The following is a 21,035-nucleotide window of genomic DNA, read 5'->3' as shown; positions in this document are numbered from 1 at the left end:
CTTATCTTCTTCTTCGGCGGAACCAAACAATGAAGCCGCCAACAATCAGCGCCAGCGGAATGACAAAAATAACAAGAATGCTGAATGGTCCCGGATGGGCGATGGTATTATAGCTAACTTCCAGACTCTTTGGTGAAACGGAAATATTGTTTGCATCATCAAGGTTTTCTGTAATAGCATTGGTAAACAATGTCAGGTTTTCAAGAGACGAAAAAGCACTGGTAATTTGCTCGTCTATTAGCATATTACTTCCAAATACAGTCAGACGGGCATCCTCTTTTACTTTTTTGCCGTTTTTATTTTTCACTGTAACAGTTTCTGATGTAGCAGCGCCGAGTACATAAGTGCCCTGGGTCTGTTTTTTTTCTGTCACGGCATAACCATTTTCCGAAGTTGTCATGAAAGATTCTGTAGTAATGGAATCCCTGACTGGCTCTGTGGTAGTCATTCCTTTTGAGTTTACCAAAAGAACAGAGCCGGAACTGATGCCGGAAGCCATATCGCCGCTGACAGAAAGGTTCGGAACAAGATAATAATAATTTCCCTGGTAACAGCGTTCTGCATCTGCAATATATCCGCTGGAAACCTTCAATCCGTAATCCTCGAGAAGTCCGTAAAGATTTTTCATACTCTTATCGGTTTGTGCAAGAAGAGTTACAATTTTGCCGCCTTTTTTCAGGTAATTGGAAAGAAGTTTTATTTCCCCGTTTGTCAGATCGCTGGTAGCACCATTGATGATTAACAGGTCGCAATCATCCGGAATGGAGGATTTGGTCAGGAGCAGCAATTCTTCTGCAGTAATTCTTGATTTTGTCAGCAGGCTTGTAACCTCTGAGGATAAGGCAGTTTCTCCGTGACCGGATGTGTAATAAGCCTTATATTCTTTGTCACTGGTAACATAATTGACTGCACTGGTAAGCTGTCCGTCACCGTCGAATTGAGAAGCAGACGATGAAGTATTATAATAGGAAGAAGATGTTATTAGAATATCATCAAAAGAAACGGAAGTTGTTCGATTTGTCTTTTTGGATGATACAACAATTGTATTTGCTTCTACGCCATATTTGGTCAGAGCAGATGGATGTAGTACCGGATCAATCCATTGGATCTTGATTTTTCCAGAGATAGATGCATATTTGTTTAAAAATGTGCGGATTCTGTCGTCGGCTTGATCTTTTTCAGCCAGCACATACAATGTGACATCTTGATCTAAATTTTTCAATAGTTTTTGACTTTTTGAGGAAATTTCATAAATATTTGTATCACTGATGTCAATTTGTCTTGTTTTCTGCGGAATGAATCCAACAAGAAGATTTAATAGAATAACAATTCCGATGACTGCGGCAGTCATGGTAAGACTGAAAGCACCGCGTTTGGAATCGTTGGTTTGAAATAGTTTTTTGATTTTTTCCATGTGAATATCCTCCTAGCTCCATCGTCTTTTCTGGAAAGTCTGAATTGTTAAAAATACCAAAAGAGCGATCAGAGTTATATAGGTAAACAGCCCCCCAAGATCAAAGATATAGTTTTGGGAGAAGTTGTAAAAAATATCTGTCAAAACAAGATGTTCCAGAAGGTTTGTAAATAAACTTTCCAGAAGGGATGATTTGATAAAATAAACCGCAATTGCCGTAATGATGCCAAGAAGCTCAATACTGCCGGCAATGACTTGATTTTTGGTCATATGATAAACAATTCCGGCGGCAGCTGTGATCATGAAAATCAATATGATAAGATTACTGACTGCACTTGTGGGCATATAGGCAAGCAGATTATCCAGCAAATAGAAGAAAAATAAGGCGGCACATGTGCTGATGGCTGCAATGACCGGACTCTCTGTCAGAGAAGATAAAAACATGCCGATTCCAATATAGACACATCCTAAAAGGAAGAAAGCCAAAATGGAAGAATAATCTACAAGAAGGTGTGCGGTTCCCTGCAATTTAATGATCAAAGGAAATAAGCAATAGATAACGCAGGGAACCGCAAAAACTGTAATCATTGCAAGATATTTTCCCAGAACAATTTCTGTCAGAGAAACAGGAGAGGTTAAAAGAAGCTGATCCGTTTTATTTTTTCGGTCTTCTGCAAAAGATTTCATGGAGAGCACCGGAACAGAAACAAGAAGCATGAAAATAACCCCTGCAAGCGAGTAAGAGAAAAAGGGATAGCCGCTGTTTAAGTTATAAACCATAAAATAAATTCCGCCGATGATGGTTAGAAATGCAGCAAAAACGCATCCAATCATGGAATTGAAATAGGAATGGATCTCCCTTTTATAGATTGCTTTCATCTGTAAGACCTCCTTTGGTGTCGAAATGATTTTCGGAATTTGTAAGCTCCAGGAAGATATTTTCCAAGGTTGCTTTGCTTACATACATTTGGGTTATCGGAATCTTTTGTTCTGCAAAAGCAAGCGAGAGAGAGGAACAGAGTTCTTCTGCATCGCTGTTTGTGCTGATTTCGATGCTGCAGGAATCTTCTGTGTGCCCGAGCCATTGTATCTCCTCGACGGAGTCGATGGAATCAAGGGTTTTTTGGATGGTTTTTGCGTCAGATCGAATGGTGAGTTCGATGGAAGACTTTGTGTATGCAAGTTCTTCCAACTGCTTTGGTGTGCCTTCTGCAATCAGTGTTCCCTTGGATATAATTAGAATATAGTCGCAGATTTCCTGCACTTCTGCTAAAATGTGGGAACTTAAAATGACAGTATGATCTTTGGCTAAGGTCCGGATCAACTGGCGAATTTCAATCATCTGTTTTGGATCAAGTCCGACAGTCGGTTCGTCCAGAATGATAATCTTTGGGAAACCAAGCACTGCACAGGCAAGACCGGTTCTCTGCCGGTAGCCTTTGGACAGATTTCGGATTAAGCGGTTTTCTACATCCTGAAGTTTTGCAAGTTCTAAAACCTTAGATACTTCCCTGGAACGGTTTCGCTTGGGAATTTTCTTTAATTCTGCAGCAAAATTTAAATATTCTCTGACGGTCATGTCAAGATATAATGGTGGAATCTCAGGAAGATATCCAATGGATTTTTTTGCTTTTTCAGGTTCCTCCAAAATGTTTGTGCCGTCAATGAGGACCTCTCCCGCGGTTGCCCCGATGTATCCGGTCATGATGTTCATTGTCGTAGACTTACCGGCGCCGTTTGGTCCGAGAAATCCGTAGATTTTTCCTTTTGCAATATGAAATGACAGATCGCAGATCGCCTGATGATTTCCATATTTTTTCATAAGATGTTTTACTTCTATCAATAATTTGGCCTCCTTTTCTATGGCTTCTATTAACTTTAAGGGAAAAAGCTAACGAAAGTGTGATAAAACTATGAGCAAAATGTGATAAAAGTTTGAGCATTTTGTGAATACATGGAAAATTCGCGGAACTCAACGATTTGATTTACTTGCATAATTTAACATACCTTAGTATAATAAAATCTGCAGGAATGCTTGACAAGCAAAGGTAGATAAATGTATACTTTGAGAATCAACTTAATTAAGAAGTATGAAGGAGAACGATTATGTTAGAGAAGATGAAAGAGATCATTGCAGAGCAGTTAAGTGTCAGTGAAGATGAAGTTACGTTAGAGGCTTCTTTTAAAGATGACTTAGAGGCAGATTCCTTGGACCTGTTTGAATTGGTAATGGCATTAGAAGAAGAATATGATGTGGAGATTCCATCTGATGATCTTGCAGAACTGAATACAGTAGAAGATGTAATCAATTACTTAAAAGACAAAGGTGTAGAAGACTAAGGATTTTATAAGATTGGCTTATAACAATATTGTTATAAGTCAATTTTTTGAAGAAAATATTTTGAAGATCAAACTAATTTTAAAAAGCATTGAGCCAGACAGCAGTTCCTGAAGAAACGACGGATGCTTGCATACGGGAGAACATTTTCAGGAACTGATATCTGGCGAAAGCCAAAGATTTAGAAGAGGCAAAGAAGTTGATTTTGTGAGGTGAGGATTATGGGTAAAATCGTGTTTATGTTTCCTGGACAGGGAGCACAGTACGTTGGCATGGGAAAAGATTTTTATGATGCTTTTGCGTGCAGCAAGGAAATTTTTGATCAGGCCAATGAGGTTTTAGATATTGATGTAAAAAAGCTTTGCTTTGAAGAAAATGATGAGGTACATATTACGGAATATACACAGGCGGCAATGGTGACCGCCAGTGTGGCAATTTTGAGAAAGCTTGATGAGATGGGAGTAAAACCAGATTTTACAGCAGGGTTAAGTCTTGGAGAATATTGTGCCCTGGTGGCATCCGGGGTTATGCGCTTTGAAGACGCAGTCAAAGTTGTACGGCAGAGAGGAATTCTCATGCAGGATACCGTTCCGGCAGGAAAAGGGGCGATGTCTGCGGTCCTCGGCATGAAAAAAGAAGAAATTGAGGCGGTTTTACCGAAGGTTCACGGAATTGTAACCATTGCAAACTATAATTGTCCTGGACAAATTGTAATTTCCGGTGAGACAGAAGCTGTGAAGCTGGCAGGAGAAGCGTTGAAGGAAGCAGGAGCGAAAAGAGTGCTGCCATTAAAAGTCAGTGGTCCGTTCCATTCTCCGATGCTTCAGGAAGCAGGGGAAAAGCTTTTGGATGTTTTGAAAGAGGTTGAAGTAAAGGACCCTGTTGTTCCTTATATATCTAATACAACGGCGGAGGTTGTTTCAAAAGCAGATGAGGTGAAAGAGCTTCTGGGGAAACAGGTTTATTCGTCTGTTCGTTGGGAACAATCTATAGAGAAGATGATCGAAGAGGGAGCCGACACTTTTATTGAAATCGGTCCGGGAAAAACTTTGTGTGGATTTATGCGCAAAATAAATCGAACAGTCAAGGCAATCAATGTGGCAAAAGCAGAAGATTTGGAAAAGATAAAGGAGATTCTTTGATGTTAAAAGGAAAAGTTGCAGTGGTAACAGGAGCAAGCCGTGGAATCGGGCGTGAGACAGCTTTAACTCTTGCAGGGTATGGAGCGGCTGTAATTGTAAATTACTGCGGATCGAAAGAAAAAGCGGAAGAGGTAGTCAGAGAGATTACAGAAGCCGGAGGACGTGCCAAGGCATATCAGGGAGATGTTTCAGATTTTCAGGTTGCAAAAGAAATGATGACTTCTGTAAAAAAAGAATTTGGATCTATTGATATTTTAGTAAACAATGCGGGAATTACAAAAGATAATCTCATTTTAAAGATGAGTGAAGAAGAGTTTGATAAAGTCGTAGAAGTGAATTTAAAAGGTGCGTTTAATTGTATGAAGCATGTTTCAAGAATTATGCTCAAACAGCGCTCCGGTCATATTATCAATATGTCTTCAGTATCCGGTGTTATGGGAAATCCGGGACAGGTAAACTATTGTGCGTCAAAAGCCGGCATCATTGGGATGACAAAATCTTTGGCAAGGGAATTAGGTTCCAGAGGAATCACTGTGAATGCTGTTGCGCCTGGATTTATTGAGACGGAAATGACAGATGTTTTGCCGGAAGATGTGAAGGAAGGACTGCTTTCTGCAATTCCGTTAAAGAGAATGGGTCAGACAAAAGATATTGCAGAAACAGTTGCTTTTCTTGCATCAGAAAAGGCATCCTATATTACGGGTCAGACAATTAGTGTAGACGGCGGAATGGGAATGTAAAGGAGAGTAGAAACAATGAAAAATTTGAAAAGAGTTGTTGTGACCGGTATGGGGGCAATTACCCCAATTGGAAACAGCGTGGAAGAATTTTGGGACAGCATTAAAACGCAGAGAATCGGATTTGCCCCGATTTCTCATTTTGATGCGTCCGAGTACAAAGCACATCTGGCAGCAGAAGTCAAAGATTTTAAAGCAAAGGATTATATGGATGCAAAAGCTGCAAGGCGAATGGAACTGTTTTCACAATATGCAGTGGCAGCGGCAGGAGAAGCGATTTCGGATGCAGGTTTGAATCTGGAAGAAGAAGATACAGCAAAAATCGGAGTTTCCATTGGATCAGGAGTGGGGAGTCTTCAAATGGTAGAAGCTACCACCAGAGTGATTGATGCCAAAGGACCGAAGCGGGTGAAGCCGCTGGCAGTGCCGATGATGATCTCCAATATGGCGGCTGGAAATGTTTCCATTGCCTATGGGCTGCGAGGAAAAAGCATCAATGTTGTAACAGCATGTGCGACAGGAACGCAGTCGATCGGGGAAGCTTTTCGTTCGATTCAGATTGGAGAGGCAGAGGTGATGGTTGCAGGAGGAACCGAAGCGGCAGTGACTCCGGTTGCGGTGGGCGGATTTGCTTCCTTAACTGCACTGAGCACTTCGGAAGATCCTAACAGAGCTTCCATTCCATTTGACAAAGAAAGGGACGGTTTTGTCATTGGAGAGGGCGCAGGCGTTGTAATTTTAGAAAGCCTCGAACATGCACAAAAGAGAGGCGCCCAAATTTTGGCAGAAGTCGTGGGATATGGCGCAACCAGCGATGCATTTCATATTACATCTCCGGCAGAAGACGGAGATGGAGCCGCAAGAGCGATGGAATTTGCCATGGAGGAAGCCCAAATAAAACCAGAGCAGATTGATTATATCAATGCACACGGGACAAGTACCCACGCCAACGATTTGTTTGAGACCATGGCAATTAAGAAAGCTCTTGGAGAGCATGCCTACCATGTAAAAATCAGTTCTACAAAGTCTATGATCGGACATGGACTTGGAGCGGCAGGAGCCATTGAGTTTATTACTTGTGTGAAATCCATTGAAGAAAACTATATTCATCCGACGGTGGGACTGAAGGTTTTGGATGAGGAATGTGATCTGGATTACACTTTGGCGCCGGTCACAGACCGCAAGGTAAATTATGTTATGAGCAATTCCTTAGGGTTCGGCGGTCATAATGCAACACTTCTTCTGAAGAAATTTGAGGATTAGGGGGGGCTTACTTCAATGAAAATAAAAGAAATGAAAGAATTAATTTCAGCAGTTTCCGAAGCTGAGATTGATGAATTTGAATACGAAAATGATGAGTTTTCCATTCGCATCGCAAAGAAAAAAGCAAAGTATTTCGAGGCTGGCGCAGCTTCGCTTGGAACCGCAACGCCGGAGCCGATTTCTGTGGAGCCCTCGTTGCCGGAAGAAACGGATTCAAAAGATGAGACAGTGACCGGAAACGAAGTGAAAGCGCCATTGGTTGGGACTTTTTATGCGGCGCCTGCAGAAGGCGCAGAGCCATTTGTATCTGTCGGTGATTCTGTAAAAAAAGGACAGGTCATTGGAATTGTAGAAGCTATGAAGCTAATGAATGAAGTTGAGAGTGAATATGACGGAACAGTTGCAGCAATTCTTGTGGAAAACGGCGAAATGGTAGAGTATGGACAAACTCTGGTTGTAGTTCAGTAGGAGGAAGAAGTCATGTTGGATATAAAAGAGATTATGAAGATCATTCCTCACAGAAGTCCTTTTTTGCTGGTGGACCGCGTAGAGGAAATGGAAGAGGGAAAGCGCATTGTCGGGAAAAAATGTGTTACATACAATGAGCCGTTTTTTGCAGGGCATTTTCCACAGGAACCGGTGATGCCGGGAGTTCTGATCATTGAGGCGTTGGCACAGACAGGGGCTGTTTGCGCGCTGTCAGCAGATGAATATCGGGGAAAAATTGCATTTCTCGGAGGCGTAAATAAGGCGAAATTCAGAGGAAAAGTTGTGCCGGGAGATGTATTGAGTCTGGAAGTTGAAATGATAAAGGTCAAGGGCCCGGTAGGCGTTGCAAAGGGCATTGCAAAAGTAGATGGAAAGATGGTTGCATCTGCTGAAATCACATTTATGATTGGATAAGAGAGGGTGTTTCTTAATGTTTAAGAAAATTTTAATTGCGAACAGAGGAGAAATTGCAGTACGCATTATCCGAGCTTGTCGTGAGATGGATATTATATCTGTGGCAATTTGTTCCGAGGCAGACCGGGATGCGCTGCATGCACAGCTGGCAGATGAGACGGTTTGTATCGGACCTGCTCCGGCAAAAGACAGCTATCTTGATATGGAGCGTGTGATTGGAGCTGCAATGGCTGTAGGAGCTGATGCTATTCATCCGGGATTTGGGTTTTTATCAGAAAACAGCAAATTTGTTCGGATGTGTCAGAAATGCAACATTACGTTTATTGGACCGTCGGCAGAGATTATTGACCGAATGGGAAATAAATCAGAGGCCAGAAAGACAATGATCGAGGCGGGGGTTCCGGTGGTTCCGGGAACAAAAGAGGCAGTTTATGAAGCCGCAGAAGGTCAAAAAATTGCGGATGAAATGGGGTATCCTGTGATGATCAAGGCATCCGCAGGAGGCGGCGGAAAAGGGATGAGAGTATGTGCCTGCGGAGATGAATTTGAGCACATCTTTGAAACCGCGAAGCTGGAGGCGGAAAATGCCTTTGGGGACGGCACCATGTACATTGAAAAGTATATTGAGAACCCGCGCCATATTGAATTTCAGATTCTTGCGGATAAATTTGGAAATGTTGTTCATCTCGGAGAGCGTGATTGTTCCATCCAAAGAAGACATCAAAAGCTAATTGAAGAGTCGCCATCGCCGGCAATTGATGAAGAAACGCGCAGGGAAATGGGTGCGATTGCAGTGAAAGCAGCCAGGGCTGCAGAATATTACAGCGCCGGGACCATAGAATTTTTAAGAGATAAGCATGGAGATTTTTATTTTATTGAAATGAATACAAGGATTCAGGTGGAGCATCCGGTCACGGAATGGGTCACTGGAATTGATTTGATTCGGGAACAGATTCGCATTGCAGCCGGACAGCATTTAACCTACAGTCAGGAAGAAATTCAGGTTCATGGACATGCCATTGAAGTGAGAATCAATGCAGAGGATACAAAGCATGAGTTCATGCCGAGCCCGGGAACAGTGTCAAATATACATTTTCCGGGAGGCAAAGGAGTCCGAATTGATTCTGCATTGTTTGCAGGATATGAAATTCCGCCGTTTTACGATTCCATGGTTGCAAAATTAATTGTCTATGATAAGAATCGGGAGCTGGCACTGCGAAAGCTGAGAAATGCACTTGGAGAATTGGTCGTGGAAGGAATTAAAACTAATATTGACTATCAATATGAAATTATCAATCATCCGGATTTTATCAGTGGCAATGTGGATACCGGATTTATTGAAAGATTCCAAAAGGAGCTGGGAGAAGAATGTCATTAAAGGATATGTTTAAAAAGCGGACTTTAACGCCTCAAGAGGCAATGCAGGCAGAGAGAGTACGCAAGGCGAAGGACACACTTTTAGAATATCAGGCGCCGGAAGGACTGTTTCAAAAATGTACTTCCTGCGGGAAACCGGTTTACAATGAGGATCTGATGGAAAATGATTCAGTATGTCCTTTTTGCGGAAATTATTTTCGGATTCGTCCAAGATCCAGGGTTGCAATGGTTTTGGACAAAGATACATTTGAAGAGTGGGATGCGAAAATGGAAACCAGTGATCCATTAAATTTTCCCGGATATAAGAGTAAACTGGAACGCCAGAGATCTGTTACCAATCTGGATGAAGCAGTAGTGACCGGTAAAGGAAAAATTGGAGGCAAGGATGTGGCGATTGCTGTCATGGGGGCAGACTTCATGATGGGAAGTATGGGGGAAGTTGTGGGAGAAAAAATTACCCGCACTGTAGAGAGAGCTACGGCACAGAGACTTCCTGTTATCATCTTTACCTGCTCTGGAGGAGCCAGAATGCAGGAAGGAATCATCTCGCTGATGCAGATGGCAAAAACATCTGCCGCATTAAGACGCCATGATGAGGCCGGACTTTTGTATATTACGGTTCTGACAGATCCAACAACCGGAGGGGTGACTGCAAGCTTTGCGATGCTTGGCGATGTGATTTTGGCGGAGCCGGGAGCGCTGATTGGATTTGCAGGTCCTCGGGTGATCGAGCAAACCATTGGGCAGAAACTTCCGGAAGGATTTCAAAAGTCAGAGTTTTTGCTGGAGCATGGATTCGTTGACAAAATTGTAGAACGAAAAAATTTGCGGAAGGTGTTAGTGACCATCATAAGGAGTTGTGAATATGAGTAAGAATTTTACACCGTGGGAGCGGGTTCAGATATCAAGATCTCCGGAGCGCCCGACCAGTCTTGACTACATTTCTACGATTTTCGATCGTTACATGTCGCTGCACGGAGACCGCTATTTTGGTGATGATAAGGCAATTGTCGGCGGATTGGCATCCATCGGAGGAAGAGCGGTTACGGTTATTGGACAGCAGAAGGGGCGCTCTACAAAAGAGAATATCAAACGGAATTTCGGAATGCCTTCGCCGGAAGGGTATCGGAAATCTTTGCGGTTAATGAAGCAGGCGGAGAAATTTCATCGGCCTATTATTTTGTTTGTAGATACGCCGGGAGCTTTTTGCGGACTGGAAGCGGAAGAAGGCGGCGTGGGAGAAGCGATTGCCCGGAATCTTTTTGAAATGTCTAATTTAAAAGTGCCCATTCTCTCAATTATGATTGGAGAAGGAGGCAGCGGAGGAGCGATTGCCATGGCTGTGGGCAATGAGGTATGGAGCATGGAAAATTCAACATATTCTGTTTTGTCTCCGGAAGGCTTTGCCGCAATTCTTTGGAAGGACGGGAACCGTGCTTCAGAGGCGGCAAAGGTTATGAAAATTATGGCACAGGATTTAAAAGAGCTGGGAATTGTGGAGCAGGTAATCAGAGAGCCTGAACCGGCATGTATTGACAATATTCTTGAAATTTCAGAGCAGATGAAAAAAATGATTTTAGATTTTCTCTCCAGGTATGATAAAATGGAACCAGAAGAGATTGTAAATCAGCGATATGAACGTTTTCGGAAATTTTAGAAAAGCCAGTCACTCGTGCAATATGCATTGAGTACTAAAATATGTAAAAAGTAGTTCGATTCATGGGCAGAATCGAACTACTTTTTTTATACATCGACAAGGACAACATTGGTTAATTCACTGATCATATCATAGAGTGGTTTCGGCAGTCCGCTGTCGGTGACAAAATAATCAATGTCTCTCCAGCTTGCATACTGGATTAAAGCAGATGCAAATGCTTTTGAGCTGTCAGAAATTACAATATTTAGTTTGGAATTCGGAAGAATTGCCTGTTTTGTCTGAGCGTCTGCAAAATCAGAGACTGCGGGACCTCTGTGCTGTTCAAAGCCGTTGGTTCCGAGGAAGGAGACTGCAACTTTTAGATTATTAATAAAATTGGTTGTCTGAAATCCTTCCGCAGACATATTTGCGTTCAGCTGTCCTCCGGTGATAATTGTGGTATTATCACTGTGCACCAGCACGTTGGCGGCGCTGAGTGAGCAGGTGACAATGGTGCATTTTGAACGTTTTGCCAGAAGTTTTGCCATATGAACCATGGTACTGCCCGCATCCAAATAGATAACGCCTGTCTGAGGGATAAATTCCAAAGCTTTTTCACAGAGCTTTGTTTTTAGCGCGGCATCTTTGTTGATTCTTGTCTCAATTGGTATATTACTGCCAAATTCATACATGGAGGTTGCGCCTCCGTGGCTTCTCTGTGCGGCACCGATTTCGTTTAAATAGGACAAATCACGCCGAATGGTTTCCCGGGAAACTTCAAATTGTTCAGCAAGCTGTCCGATTTTTACGCTGCCGTTATCATGGAGAAGCTGTAAAATTTCTTTTTGCCGTTCCGCGGCAATTAATTTCCCCATAAGGATCCTCCTCTTTATATGTATTATTAAGATTATTTTATAATATATCATGAATATAGTCAAATGATACACAAAAAAACTCAAAAATACACATTATTAAAGGAAAAACCATTGACAAATGTGGTGTGCAGATGTATGATAACGCTATAAAACAACAAAACAACACATAAAGACACAACAAAATGTGAGAATTAATTAGGAGGACTCTTATGGAGGCAAAGAAATTAAAAGTTATCACAGATGAATTATCAAAGTTTTCCGGTATGGTGCAGGAAGAGGATGTACAGAGTCTGGCAGATGCAGTGAAACATGCAGGAAAAATCTTTTTGGCAGGGGCTGGACGTTCAGGTCTGGCGGCAAGAGGTTTTACAAATCGTCTGCTTCATATGGGATTTGATGTGCATTTTGTAGGTGAAATTTCCTGTCCGCCAATTAAAGAAGGAGATTTAATGGTTCTGGGGTCTGGATCAGGAACAACGAAGAGCCTGATTGTGATGGGGGAAAAGGCAAAAGCTGTCGGAGCAAAAATCGCAACGGTCACAATGTTTCCAGACCATACCATTGGGAATATGGCAGATGTTATTGTAACGGTTCCGGGGTCCACACCGAAAAAGGCAGAAGGAGAAAAAAATCTGGCAGAGTCTCTCCAGCCCATGGGAAATTTATTTGAACAGATGAGCTGGCTGGTATATGACAGCGTCATTATGACTCTGATGGATGATCTTCATCAGACCAGTGAAGAGATGATGGAAAGACATACAAATTTAGAATAGAGGGAGCGAAAGATGCAGAGGTTTGTCAATGATCCAGATTATATCGTGGAAGATATGGTAAAGGGATTTGTGAAAGCGCATAGTGATTTGATTGTGCGCTCTGAAAAAAATGATCGTGTTGTAAAGTATAAAGATGCTCCGGTGGAAGGAAAAGTAGGATTGGTGACCGGAGGAGGAAGTGGACATGAACCGGCATTTCTTGGGTATGTGGGAAAAAATATGATGGATGCGGTAGCAGTTGGAGAAGTTTTTTCATCACCGTCTGCACAGGCGTTTTACGATGCATTTATGGAAGCTGATTCCGGCAAAGGCGTGGCTTGTTTATTTGGAAATTATGCCGGAGATAATATGAATGTCAAAATGGCGGTGCGGAAAGCCAGGAAACAGGGAGTGACGGTGAAATTTGTGACAGCAACAGACGATGTGGCGTCTTCTCCCAAAGAGACAAAAGAGAAGAGACATGGAATTGCAGGCGGCGTTTTCATGTGGAAAGTCGGTGGAGCCAAGGCTGCTTTAGGGGCTGATTTAGATGAGGTGATCCAAACAGCACAAAAAGCAGTTGATAATACAAGAAGCATTTGTGTAGGGCTGGAGCCTTGTGCAATTCCGGCAGTGGGACATCCGAATTTTCAGATTGAGGATGGAAATTTAGAATTTGGAATCGGTCATCACGGAGAGCCGGGAATGAATGTCCAGAAAATGAAACCTGCCAGAGAAATAGCCAGAGATATGGCAGAGGCTGTGATTCAAGATCTGGAACCGGCAGGAGGTGATGAAGTTGCAGTGCTGCTTTCCGGACTTGGCGCTACGCCAATAATGGAATTGTATGTGTTGTACGACGAAGTAGAAGCATATTTAAGGGAACAGGGATTGTCTGTCTATAAAGTATGGATCGGCGATTATGTGACATCCTTAGATATGAATGGAGCGGCTTTGACAGTTTTGAGACTGGATGATGAGTTGAAGGAATTGCTTGATTACGATGCGAAATCCCCGGGGATTGAGGTATAAAACTATAAATTTTTAATGTAAGAGATGTTAGGAGGAATTCAGATGAAAGCGGTGCATTTTGGTGCAGGAAAAATTGGAAGAGGTTTTATTGCTGATTTACTTCACGACACGGGATACGAAATTGTGTTTGTGGATGTAAATGAAAAAGTAAACGAGGAACTGAATCAATATCACAATTATTATCTTTATGTGATTGAAGAAAATTATAAGAGAAAAGAGATTGATAAAGTTTCTGCGCTGTCTCCGATTACACAGCCGGACGAGGTTACCGAAACAATCAAGGATGCAGACCTTGTGACAACAGCGGTGTTGGCAGATAATTTCCCGAAAATTGCAGGGAATCTTGCGAAAGGTCTGAAAGCGAGATTGGATGCAGGAAAAGAAAAAATCAATGTTATCCCTTGTGAAAATGCATTATTCTGTGGAGATATGTTGAAAAAGGAAATTGTGGCAACGGGAATTCTCACAGAGGAGGAAGTGGATCAAATTGCGGCAATTCCAAATACTGCGGTAGACCGTATGGTATTCGGAACAGATCGTGATGGAAGAGACGGAATTGAAATCGGAAAAGATCATGAATTGGCAGTGGAAGTGGATAAGCTGACAGACCCGTCCAATCCTCCGATTCAGGGAGCGGAGTACACAGATAATCTTCAAAAATTCCTGGAGAGAAAATTATATACGATTAACTGCGGGCATGCATGGTCCGGATATATGGCACATTTAATGGGATATGAAATTATTCAGGATTATTTTGCTTCAGAAGATAACGTAAACATGACAAGAACTGTAATGTTGGAGGTTGCGGCATTGTTAGAGCAAAAACACGGATTTACTCATGAGGAAATGGTAAATTATATTGACTTTGCTCTGAATCGTTTTTTAACCCCGGGAATTGTGGATACAGTGGCGCGTATATCCAGAGCCCCAATCCGTAAGCTTGGGCATGAGGATCGTCTGGTAGGACCTGCAGTACAGTGTGAAGAAAAAGGGCTGAAAAACGAGATGCTTTTAAAAGGAATTGCAGCAGCTTTCCTATTTGATGTCAAAGAAGATGAACAATCTGCAGAATTGCTTGCTTATGTGAATGAAAATGGTATAGAGAACGCAATTGAGCATTATACTGGAATTGAAGAAGGCAGCAGAATGTATCAGGAGATTGTAAAATATTATAAGGAATTAAAAGAACAGTACAATCGCTAGTCAGAAAATAAAAAATAGAGATAGATTTCAGGAGGAAATAAAAATGAAATTACAGTTAGCTTTAGACGAAATGAAAACAGAGGCAGCCATTGAATTGGTGGAAAAAGTAAAGGATTATGTGGATATCCTTGAAGTGGGGACGCCATTATGCTTAGGTGCAGGGAACGATGCAGTTGCAGCATTGAAAAAAGCATTTCCAGATAAAGAAATTTTAGCAGACTGCAAGATTATGGACGGAGGATACTTTGAGGCAGAAAATGCAATCAAAGCCGGAGCTGACTATGTTACAGTATGTGCCGCAGCCGATGTATTAACTGTAAAAGGTGCATTTAAGGCTACGCAGGATTATGGAAAAAAATTAGTGGTAGATATGATTACGATTGAAGATATTCCTGCAAAAGTAGCAGAATTAGAAGAAATCGGAGTGGATGTTTTGGCGGTACATACAGGAGCAGATGCGCAGGCAGTTGGAAGGGAACCAATTCAGGACTTAGAAGTTATGGTCGGGTGTTCTAAAAAAGCGGAGATTGCAGTTGCCGGAGGAATTAACAGCAAAACCATTGAAAAATATGTAGCATTAAAACCGGAAATTGTCATTGTGGGAAGTGCGATTGGAAACGCAGAGGATCCGGTGGCAGAAGCAAAGGCAATCAAAGAAGCAATGTTGTAAAGAACAGGGAGATGATATCATGAAAGAAGCAAAGAATATTTTTGCAATTCTCGATGAGTTGAAAGAAAATGCGGAACTAATAAATAATGAAGAATTGGAAGCTGTAGAAAAATTAATTGTAGAAGCAAAAAGAATTTTTATCGGTGGTGCGGGACGCTCCGGATTTGCAGCGAGAGGATTCTCAAATCGCTTAATGCACCTTGGATATACTGTATACTTTGTTGGAGAACCAACAACCCCATCCATTCAGGAAGGAGATCTTTTGATTGTTGGCTCAGGATCCGGAAATACGGCAAGTTTAGTGTCTAACAGTAAAAAAGCAAAGGATCAGGGAGCAAAAGTTGCAACGCTTACGATGTTTCCGGAAAATAAAATTGGATCTATGGCAGACGCATGTATTAAAATTCCGGGAGAAACCGAAAAAGTAAAAGGAGAAGGCAAAAAAAGCGTTCAGGCATCCGGTTCTTCTTTTGAGGAGTTAAGCTGGATTACTTATGATGCAATGGTAATGGATTTAATGAAAATTACAAACCAAACGAATGAAGATTTATTTAAGCGTCACGCAAATATGGAATAATCGTCATTTTGAAAACAGGGTGTGCCCGGAGTGGTGCACCCTGTTATCTTTTTCTTTGGAGGGAATGAAAATGAACTTGACAAGAACATTGAGTAATGGAGTAAAAATGCCTGTACTGGGGTTTGGAACATGGAAATTGAAAGATGAACAATGCAGCGAGATGGTAAAGTATGCATTAGAACAGGGATATTGTGGAATCGACACAGCGCAGGTGTATTTAAATGAAGAGGCCGTTGGAGAAGGAATTCGCCGGTCTGGAAAAAGAAGAGAAGATATTTTTGTGACGACAAAAGTTCGGAATCGGTTTCAGGGATATGATAATACGTTAAGGGCGGTGGAAGCCTCCAGACAGCGTTTGGGTCTGGAACAAATTGATTTGTTTTTAGTGCATTGGCCGGGAAAAGATATGTATGTTTCCACGTGGAAAGCGCTGGTGAGATGCTATGAAGAAGGCGTGATTCGGGCAATTGGTGTCAGTAATTTTTATCCGGAACATATGGAAGCATGCGCTCATGAAACAGGCATTATGCCGATGGTAAATCAGATTGAAATGCATCCGTATCTGGTGCAGCATGAGATTGTGGACTACTGTAAGGATCATGATGTATTTCCTGTCGCCTGGAGTCCGTTTGCGGCAGCGGGAGAAAGCAGAAAAGACAGCAAGACGAAAGAAATAGAGGAAACGGTAAAAGTGGACAGTCCACTCAAAGATCATGGAATCGCAGAGATTGCCAGGAAGCATCAGAAAACACCGGGGCAGATTATTCTTCGCTGGCATATTCAAAATGAATTTGGCGCTGTTCCAAAGTCAGCCAATCCGGGGCGAATAAAAGAGAATCTGAATATTTTTGACTTTGAATTAACAGAGGAAGAAATGAAAACCATCTGGAATCTGACAAAGAAGCAGATTAGAATCGGAGACGATGGGAAGACATATCGTTTTCTGTTGTTGGATCAATTAATCCGCGAAGGAAAAGAACCGGAGAGAGATCGGTTTGGAAATTATATATAGCAATCGAAAGGTACTTTAAAAAATAATGAGTTTCTTCTATATTACATAGTCTGAATTGATAATATATATAGAAGAAACTCATTTCTATACTATAAAAATATCAAAGGCAGTAAAGTATCCGGCGAATAAAAAAGAACATTGCACTTTCTTTGGTACATTGGAAAAAAGTAAAAAAAGTTCTTGCATTTCCATATGTTTTCCTTTATAATCAAATCGTTGTGACCTTGATAGTGTTGAAGCGTGAGGTTGCTGTAAGGGCAAAAGCCTTTGCAGGTTTTCCGTGGAGCGAATGTCAAGTTGTTAAAACTGGCGACAAGTCACTGTACGAATATACAATCTATTTTTTAATTATGAGAATTAGAATAGAGACGCAGTGTGTAGATTTCACGATACACACGGAGGAGTGTACAGTCACCACTTGTCGTGCTACAAGAACATTATAGTACGAAAAGGAGGCGGCTTTTTTTATGGCAGCAAGTCAGGTAATGAGAATTACATTAAAGGCGTATGATCATCAGTTAATCGATGCAAGCGCAAAGAGTATCATCGAAACAGTAAAGAAAACAGGATCTAAGGTGAGCGGACCGGTTCCGATGCCGACAAAGAAAGAGATTATTACAATTCTTAGAGCGACTCACAAATACAAAGATTCCAGAGAGCAGTTTGAGCAGAGAACTCATAAGAGATTGATTGATATCATTACACCGACACAGAAAACAGTTGATGCTTTATCTAAATTGGAAGTACCGGCTGGTGTGTACATCGACATTAAGATGAAAAACAAATAGGTAATCCCTACAGGGTTATAAGTAAATGAGGTATCCCCTTAAGCTTGTAGCGTCTAGGATGATTACAACGTTAAGCGTTATAATCCGCTGTAGATTAAATAGGAGGAACAATCAAAATGAAAAAAGCGATTTTAACAACAAAAGTCGGAATGACTCAGATCTTTAACGAAGATGGAGTTTTAACTCCGGTTACTGTATTGCAGGCAGGACCTTGTGTCGTTACTCAGGTAAAGACAGTAGAGAATGACGGGTACAGCGCTGTTCAGGTTGGGTTTGTTGATAAGAAAGAAAAAGGAATCAACAAGCCGCAGAAAGGACATTTCGATAAGGCTTCTGTATCTCCGAAAAGATTTGTAAGAGAATTCAGATTTGAAAATGCTGAAGAATATACAGTTGGTCAGGAAATCAAAGCCGATATTTTTACGGCAGGAGATAAAATTGATGCAACTGCAACATCAAAAGGTAAAGGATATGCTGGTGGTATCAAACGTCATGGTTTGAAATCAGGTCCATCTGCCCATGGTTCTAAATATCATCGTCATGCAGGTTCCAACGGTATGGCTTCTGATCCTAGCAAGGTGTTCAAAGGAAAGAAAATGCCGGGACAAATGGGAGCGGAAAGAGTTACCATCCAGAACCTTGAAATCGTAAAAGTTGACGCTGATCAGAACATTATTTTAGTAAAAGGTGCCGTACCGGGACCGAAAAAATCTTTGGTAATGTTAAAAGAATCAGTAAAGGCGTAGGTCTTTAGAAGAAAGGAGGACTATATAAGATGGCAACAGTATCTGTGTTAAACATGGAAGGCAAAGAAGTTGAAAAGTTAGAATTAAATGACAGCATCTTTGGCGTTGAAATAAATGAACATTTAGTACATCTGGCAGTTGTGAGCCAGTTAGCAAATAACCGTCAGGGAACTCAGAAAGCAAAAACACGTTCCGAAGTTCGCGGCGGCGGAAGAAAACCTTGGAGACAGAAGGGGACAGGTCATGCTAGACAGGGATCTATCCGTGCTCCACAGTGGAAAGGCGGCGGAGTTGTATTTGCTCCGACACCGAGAGATTATACAAAAAAATTAAACAAAAAGGAAAGACGTCTGGCGTTAAAATCTGCTCTGACATCCAGAGTGCAGGCAGACAAATTTGTAGTCATTGATGAATTTAAATTTGATGATATTAAGACAAAGAACGTAAAAGCAATGCTTGACAGTGTTGGTGCTAAGAAAGCTCTGGTTGTTATGAAAGATAAAAACGACAACCTGATCTTATCTGCAAGAAACCTTCCAGGCGTAAAAACAACTTTAACAAGCACAATGAATGTGTATGATGTATTGAAATATGACACTGTAGTTGTTTCTAAGGAAGCAGTTGCAAATATCGAGGAGGTATATGCATAATGGCAGATATTAAATATTATGACGTTATCTTAAAGCCGGTTGTAACAGAAAAAAGTATGAATGCAATGGCTGAAAAGAAATATACTTTTTTAGTTCATCCATCTGCTACGAAGAATCAGATCAAAGAAGCAGTGGAAAAGATGTTTGAAGGAACAAAAGTTGCGAAAGTTAACACAATGAACAACGATGGAAAAACAAAAAGACGTGGAATGACTTTTGGAAAAACTGCAAAAACAAAGAAAGCGATTGTGCAGCTTACAGAAGAAAGCGCAGATATCGAAATCTTTGAAGGATTATAGACAGCGAACTATACGCAACAAAAGCGTGATATTAAATTAGATTTGAAAGGAGACTGACATGGGAATTAAATCATATAACCCATATACACCTTCTAGAAGACATATGACAGGATTGGATTTTGATACAGTTACAAAATCCGCACCGGAAAAATCTCTGGTGACTTCATTAAAGAAGAATGCTGGTCGTAATAATCAGGGAAAAATCACTGTAAGACACCGCGGAGGCGGATCTAGAAGAAAATACAGAATCATTGACTTTAAGAGATATAAGGATGGTGTTCCGGCAACTGTAACAGCAATTGAATACGATCCGAACAGAACAGCAAACATCGCGCTGCTCACTTATGCAGACGGTGAAAAAAGATACATTCTTGCTCCGAACAAACTGGCAGTTGGAACAACTGTTATGAATGGTCCGGAAGCAGAAATTAAAGTAGGAAACTGCCTTCCATTGGCAAATATTCCGGTAGGTACAGAAATTCATAACATCGAAATGCATCCTGGAAAAGGCGGACAGCTGGTTCGTTCCGCAGGAAATTCTGCACAGTTGATGGCAAAAGAAGGAAAATATGCAACCCTTCGGTTACCATCCGGTGAGATGAGAATGGTGCCTGTAGTATGCCGTGCTACTATTGGTCAGGTTGGAAACATCGAACATGATCTTGTGAACATCGGTAAAGCTGGACGTAAACGTCACATGGGAATCCGCCCAACAGTCCGCGGTTCTGTTATGAACCCGAATGACCATCCACACGGTGGTGGTGAAGGTAAGACTGGTATCGGTAGACCGGGACCATGTACGCCTTGGGGTAAACCTGCACTGGGATTAAAGACCCGCAAGAAGAACAAGCAATCTAACAAGATGATCGTAAGAAGAAGAGATGGTAAAACTGTTAAATAGTACAAGGAGGTAACTTATGGCTCGTTCACTTAAAAAAGGACCATTTGCAGATAAGAGTCTGCTTAAGAAAGTAGACGCTATGAACGAATCAGGAGACAAAAGTGTAATTAAGACATGGTCTCGTCGTTCTACAATCTTCCCATCATTCGTAGGACATACTTTTGCAGTCCACGACGGAAGAAAACATGTACCGGTATATGTAACGGAAGACATGGTTGGACACAAACTGGGAGAGTTTGTGGCAACAAGAACTTTCCGCGGACATAAGAAATCTGAAAAGAAAAGCGGAATGAAATAATGAAGTTTGGAAGGAGGTTCCATTTAAATGGCAAAGAAATACAGCAGATCTCAATATAAAAAAGAGAGAAATGCAAACAAAGATACAAGACCGAAAGCTACATTAAGAAACGCTAGAGTTTCTACAACAAAAGCAGCTTTTGTATTAGATGCGATCAGAGGAAAAGACGTAGAGACAGCGCTTGGTATTTTACTTTACAATCCAAGATATGCTTCAACATTAATTGAAAAGTTATTAAAATCTGCGATTGCAAACGCAGAGAATAATAACGGGATGGACCCAGCAAACCTTTATGTTGCAGAATGCTATGCAAACAAAGGACCTACAATGAAGAGAATTAAACCTAGAGCACAGGGAAGAGCTTACAGAATCGAACATAGAATGAGCCATATTACACTGGTGCTTGATGAAAGATAGAAGGA

General features: G+C 41.5%; 24 protein-coding genes and 1 pseudogene. 21 read left to right on the top strand and 4 right to left on the bottom strand.

Translation table 11 applies throughout. The features are described from left to right. Window position 1: 1 nt before the first annotated feature. From AC27EF_RS05890 to AC27EF_RS05880, 3 genes are read right to left on the bottom strand one after another with little or no spacing between them, the layout of a single operon-like run. Window positions 2-1,414 carry a DUF7088 domain-containing protein gene (locus AC27EF_RS05890; protein ID WP_487109543.1) on the bottom strand — a complete coding sequence of 471 codons (1,413 nt, stop codon included), beginning with the start codon at window positions 1,412-1,414 and terminating at the stop codon, window positions 2-4. 12 nt (window positions 1,415-1,426) lie between these two features. Further along, entirely contained in the window at window positions 1,427-2,293 is an 867-nt protein-coding gene (locus AC27EF_RS05885; RefSeq protein ID WP_487109541.1) for an ABC transporter permease, read from the bottom strand. Beyond that, the gene (locus AC27EF_RS05880; RefSeq protein ID WP_487109539.1) at window positions 2,277-3,257 is read right to left on the bottom strand and encodes an ABC transporter ATP-binding protein; all 981 of its coding nucleotides are present in this window, start codon (window positions 3,255-3,257) and stop codon (window positions 2,277-2,279) included. Before AC27EF_RS05880 ends, AC27EF_RS05885 begins: the two co-directional genes overlap by 17 nt. A 263-nt stretch (window positions 3,258-3,520) precedes the next feature. Between AC27EF_RS05880 and acpP the strand changes: the two genes are divergently transcribed. From acpP to AC27EF_RS05840, 8 genes and pseudogenes are all read left to right on the top strand, one after another. Beyond that, entirely contained in the window at window positions 3,521-3,754 is a 234-nt protein-coding gene (acpP, locus tag AC27EF_RS05875) for an acyl carrier protein (RefSeq protein WP_412232099.1), read from the top strand. A 219-nt stretch (window positions 3,755-3,973) separates the two neighbouring features. Beyond that, a complete protein-coding gene (gene fabD, locus AC27EF_RS05870; RefSeq protein WP_487109537.1) occupies window positions 3,974-4,894 on the top strand; it encodes an ACP S-malonyltransferase in 921 nt (306 codons plus the stop codon). Continuing rightward, window positions 4,894-5,634, top strand: a complete 741-nt coding sequence (fabG, locus tag AC27EF_RS05865) for a 3-oxoacyl-[acyl-carrier-protein] reductase (RefSeq protein WP_487109535.1) — start codon at window positions 4,894-4,896, stop codon at window positions 5,632-5,634. The genes fabD and fabG overlap by 1 nt, the downstream gene beginning before the upstream one ends. Window positions 5,635-5,649: 15 nt before the next feature. Then, window positions 5,650-6,894 carry a beta-ketoacyl-ACP synthase II gene (gene fabF, locus AC27EF_RS05860; RefSeq protein WP_487109534.1) on the top strand — a complete coding sequence of 415 codons (1,245 nt, stop codon included), beginning with the start codon at window positions 5,650-5,652 and terminating at the stop codon, window positions 6,892-6,894. Window positions 6,895-6,909: 15 nt separating this feature from the next. Next, window positions 6,910-7,362, top strand: a complete 453-nt coding sequence (gene accB / locus AC27EF_RS05855) for an acetyl-CoA carboxylase biotin carboxyl carrier protein (protein WP_487109533.1) — start codon at window positions 6,910-6,912, stop codon at window positions 7,360-7,362. Between the two features lie 12 nt (window positions 7,363-7,374). Next, the gene (gene fabZ / locus AC27EF_RS05850) at window positions 7,375-7,797 is read left to right on the top strand and encodes a 3-hydroxyacyl-ACP dehydratase FabZ (protein WP_487109531.1); all 423 of its coding nucleotides are present in this window, start codon (window positions 7,375-7,377) and stop codon (window positions 7,795-7,797) included. 16 nt (window positions 7,798-7,813) lie between these two features. Further along, window positions 7,814-9,175 (top strand): acetyl-CoA carboxylase biotin carboxylase subunit, encoded by a 1,362-nt coding sequence (locus AC27EF_RS05845; protein WP_487109530.1) that lies wholly within the window; start codon window positions 7,814-7,816, stop codon window positions 9,173-9,175. Continuing rightward, window positions 9,166-10,831: pseudogene (locus AC27EF_RS05840) on the top strand (acetyl-CoA carboxylase carboxyltransferase subunit alpha). Before AC27EF_RS05845 ends, AC27EF_RS05840 begins: the two are co-directional and overlap by 10 nt. An 86-nt stretch (window positions 10,832-10,917) precedes the next feature. Here the strand turns inward: AC27EF_RS05840 and AC27EF_RS05835 are convergent. Beyond that, on the bottom strand, window positions 10,918-11,685 hold the full coding sequence (locus tag AC27EF_RS05835; protein WP_487109528.1) for a DeoR/GlpR family DNA-binding transcription regulator: 768 nt from the start codon (window positions 11,683-11,685) through the stop codon (window positions 10,918-10,920). Window positions 11,686-11,894: 209 nt separating this feature from the next. Between AC27EF_RS05835 and hxlB (AC27EF_RS05830) the strand changes: the two genes are divergently transcribed. From hxlB (AC27EF_RS05830) to rplV, 13 genes are all read left to right on the top strand, one after another. Further along, window positions 11,895-12,458: a 6-phospho-3-hexuloisomerase gene (gene hxlB, locus AC27EF_RS05830; protein WP_487109526.1), complete on the top strand. Its 564-nt coding sequence runs from the start codon at window positions 11,895-11,897 to the stop codon at window positions 12,456-12,458. A 12-nt stretch (window positions 12,459-12,470) separates the two neighbouring features. Further along, window positions 12,471-13,469, top strand: coding sequence for a dihydroxyacetone kinase subunit DhaK (locus AC27EF_RS05825; RefSeq protein WP_487109525.1), 999 nt, complete (start codon window positions 12,471-12,473; stop codon window positions 13,467-13,469). A 42-nt stretch (window positions 13,470-13,511) separates the two neighbouring features. Continuing rightward, window positions 13,512-14,672 carry a mannitol dehydrogenase family protein gene (locus AC27EF_RS05820; protein WP_487109523.1) on the top strand — a complete coding sequence of 387 codons (1,161 nt, stop codon included), beginning with the start codon at window positions 13,512-13,514 and terminating at the stop codon, window positions 14,670-14,672. 43 nt (window positions 14,673-14,715) lie between these two features. Next, entirely contained in the window at window positions 14,716-15,342 is a 627-nt protein-coding gene (gene hxlA / locus AC27EF_RS05815; RefSeq protein WP_487109522.1) for a 3-hexulose-6-phosphate synthase, read from the top strand. A gap of 19 nt (window positions 15,343-15,361) precedes the next feature. Next, window positions 15,362-15,919, top strand: coding sequence for a 6-phospho-3-hexuloisomerase (gene hxlB, locus AC27EF_RS05810; protein WP_487109521.1), 558 nt, complete (start codon window positions 15,362-15,364; stop codon window positions 15,917-15,919). Window positions 15,920-15,989: 70 nt separating this feature from the next. Continuing rightward, window positions 15,990-16,931, top strand: coding sequence for an aldo/keto reductase (locus AC27EF_RS05805; RefSeq protein WP_487109519.1), 942 nt, complete (start codon window positions 15,990-15,992; stop codon window positions 16,929-16,931). 467 nt (window positions 16,932-17,398) lie between these two features. Next, window positions 17,399-17,719: a 30S ribosomal protein S10 gene (gene rpsJ, locus AC27EF_RS05800; RefSeq protein ID WP_294688017.1), complete on the top strand. Its 321-nt coding sequence runs from the start codon at window positions 17,399-17,401 to the stop codon at window positions 17,717-17,719. Between the two features lie 116 nt (window positions 17,720-17,835). Further along, window positions 17,836-18,465 (top strand): 50S ribosomal protein L3, encoded by a 630-nt coding sequence (gene rplC, locus AC27EF_RS05795; protein WP_487109517.1) that lies wholly within the window; start codon window positions 17,836-17,838, stop codon window positions 18,463-18,465. Between the two features lie 29 nt (window positions 18,466-18,494). Further along, window positions 18,495-19,115 carry a 50S ribosomal protein L4 gene (gene rplD, locus AC27EF_RS05790; RefSeq protein ID WP_487109516.1) on the top strand — a complete coding sequence of 207 codons (621 nt, stop codon included), beginning with the start codon at window positions 18,495-18,497 and terminating at the stop codon, window positions 19,113-19,115. Beyond that, window positions 19,115-19,414 (top strand): 50S ribosomal protein L23, encoded by a 300-nt coding sequence (rplW, locus tag AC27EF_RS05785; RefSeq protein ID WP_008393404.1) that lies wholly within the window; start codon window positions 19,115-19,117, stop codon window positions 19,412-19,414. The genes rplD and rplW overlap by 1 nt, the downstream gene beginning before the upstream one ends. A gap of 58 nt (window positions 19,415-19,472) precedes the next feature. Next, complete coding sequence (gene rplB, locus AC27EF_RS05780) at window positions 19,473-20,315, top strand: 50S ribosomal protein L2 (RefSeq protein WP_487109514.1); 843 nt, start codon at window positions 19,473-19,475, stop codon at window positions 20,313-20,315. A 16-nt stretch (window positions 20,316-20,331) separates the two neighbouring features. After that, window positions 20,332-20,613, top strand: a complete 282-nt coding sequence (gene rpsS / locus AC27EF_RS05775; RefSeq protein WP_487109512.1) for a 30S ribosomal protein S19 — start codon at window positions 20,332-20,334, stop codon at window positions 20,611-20,613. Between the two features lie 27 nt (window positions 20,614-20,640). Then, the gene (rplV, locus tag AC27EF_RS05770; protein WP_412232035.1) at window positions 20,641-21,030 is read left to right on the top strand and encodes a 50S ribosomal protein L22; all 390 of its coding nucleotides are present in this window, start codon (window positions 20,641-20,643) and stop codon (window positions 21,028-21,030) included. Window positions 21,031-21,035 lie beyond the last annotated feature (5 nt).

This window comes from Anaerostipes stercorihominis, from assembly GCF_057535655.1.
This window is presented reverse-complemented; position numbering and strand designations above follow the sequence as displayed.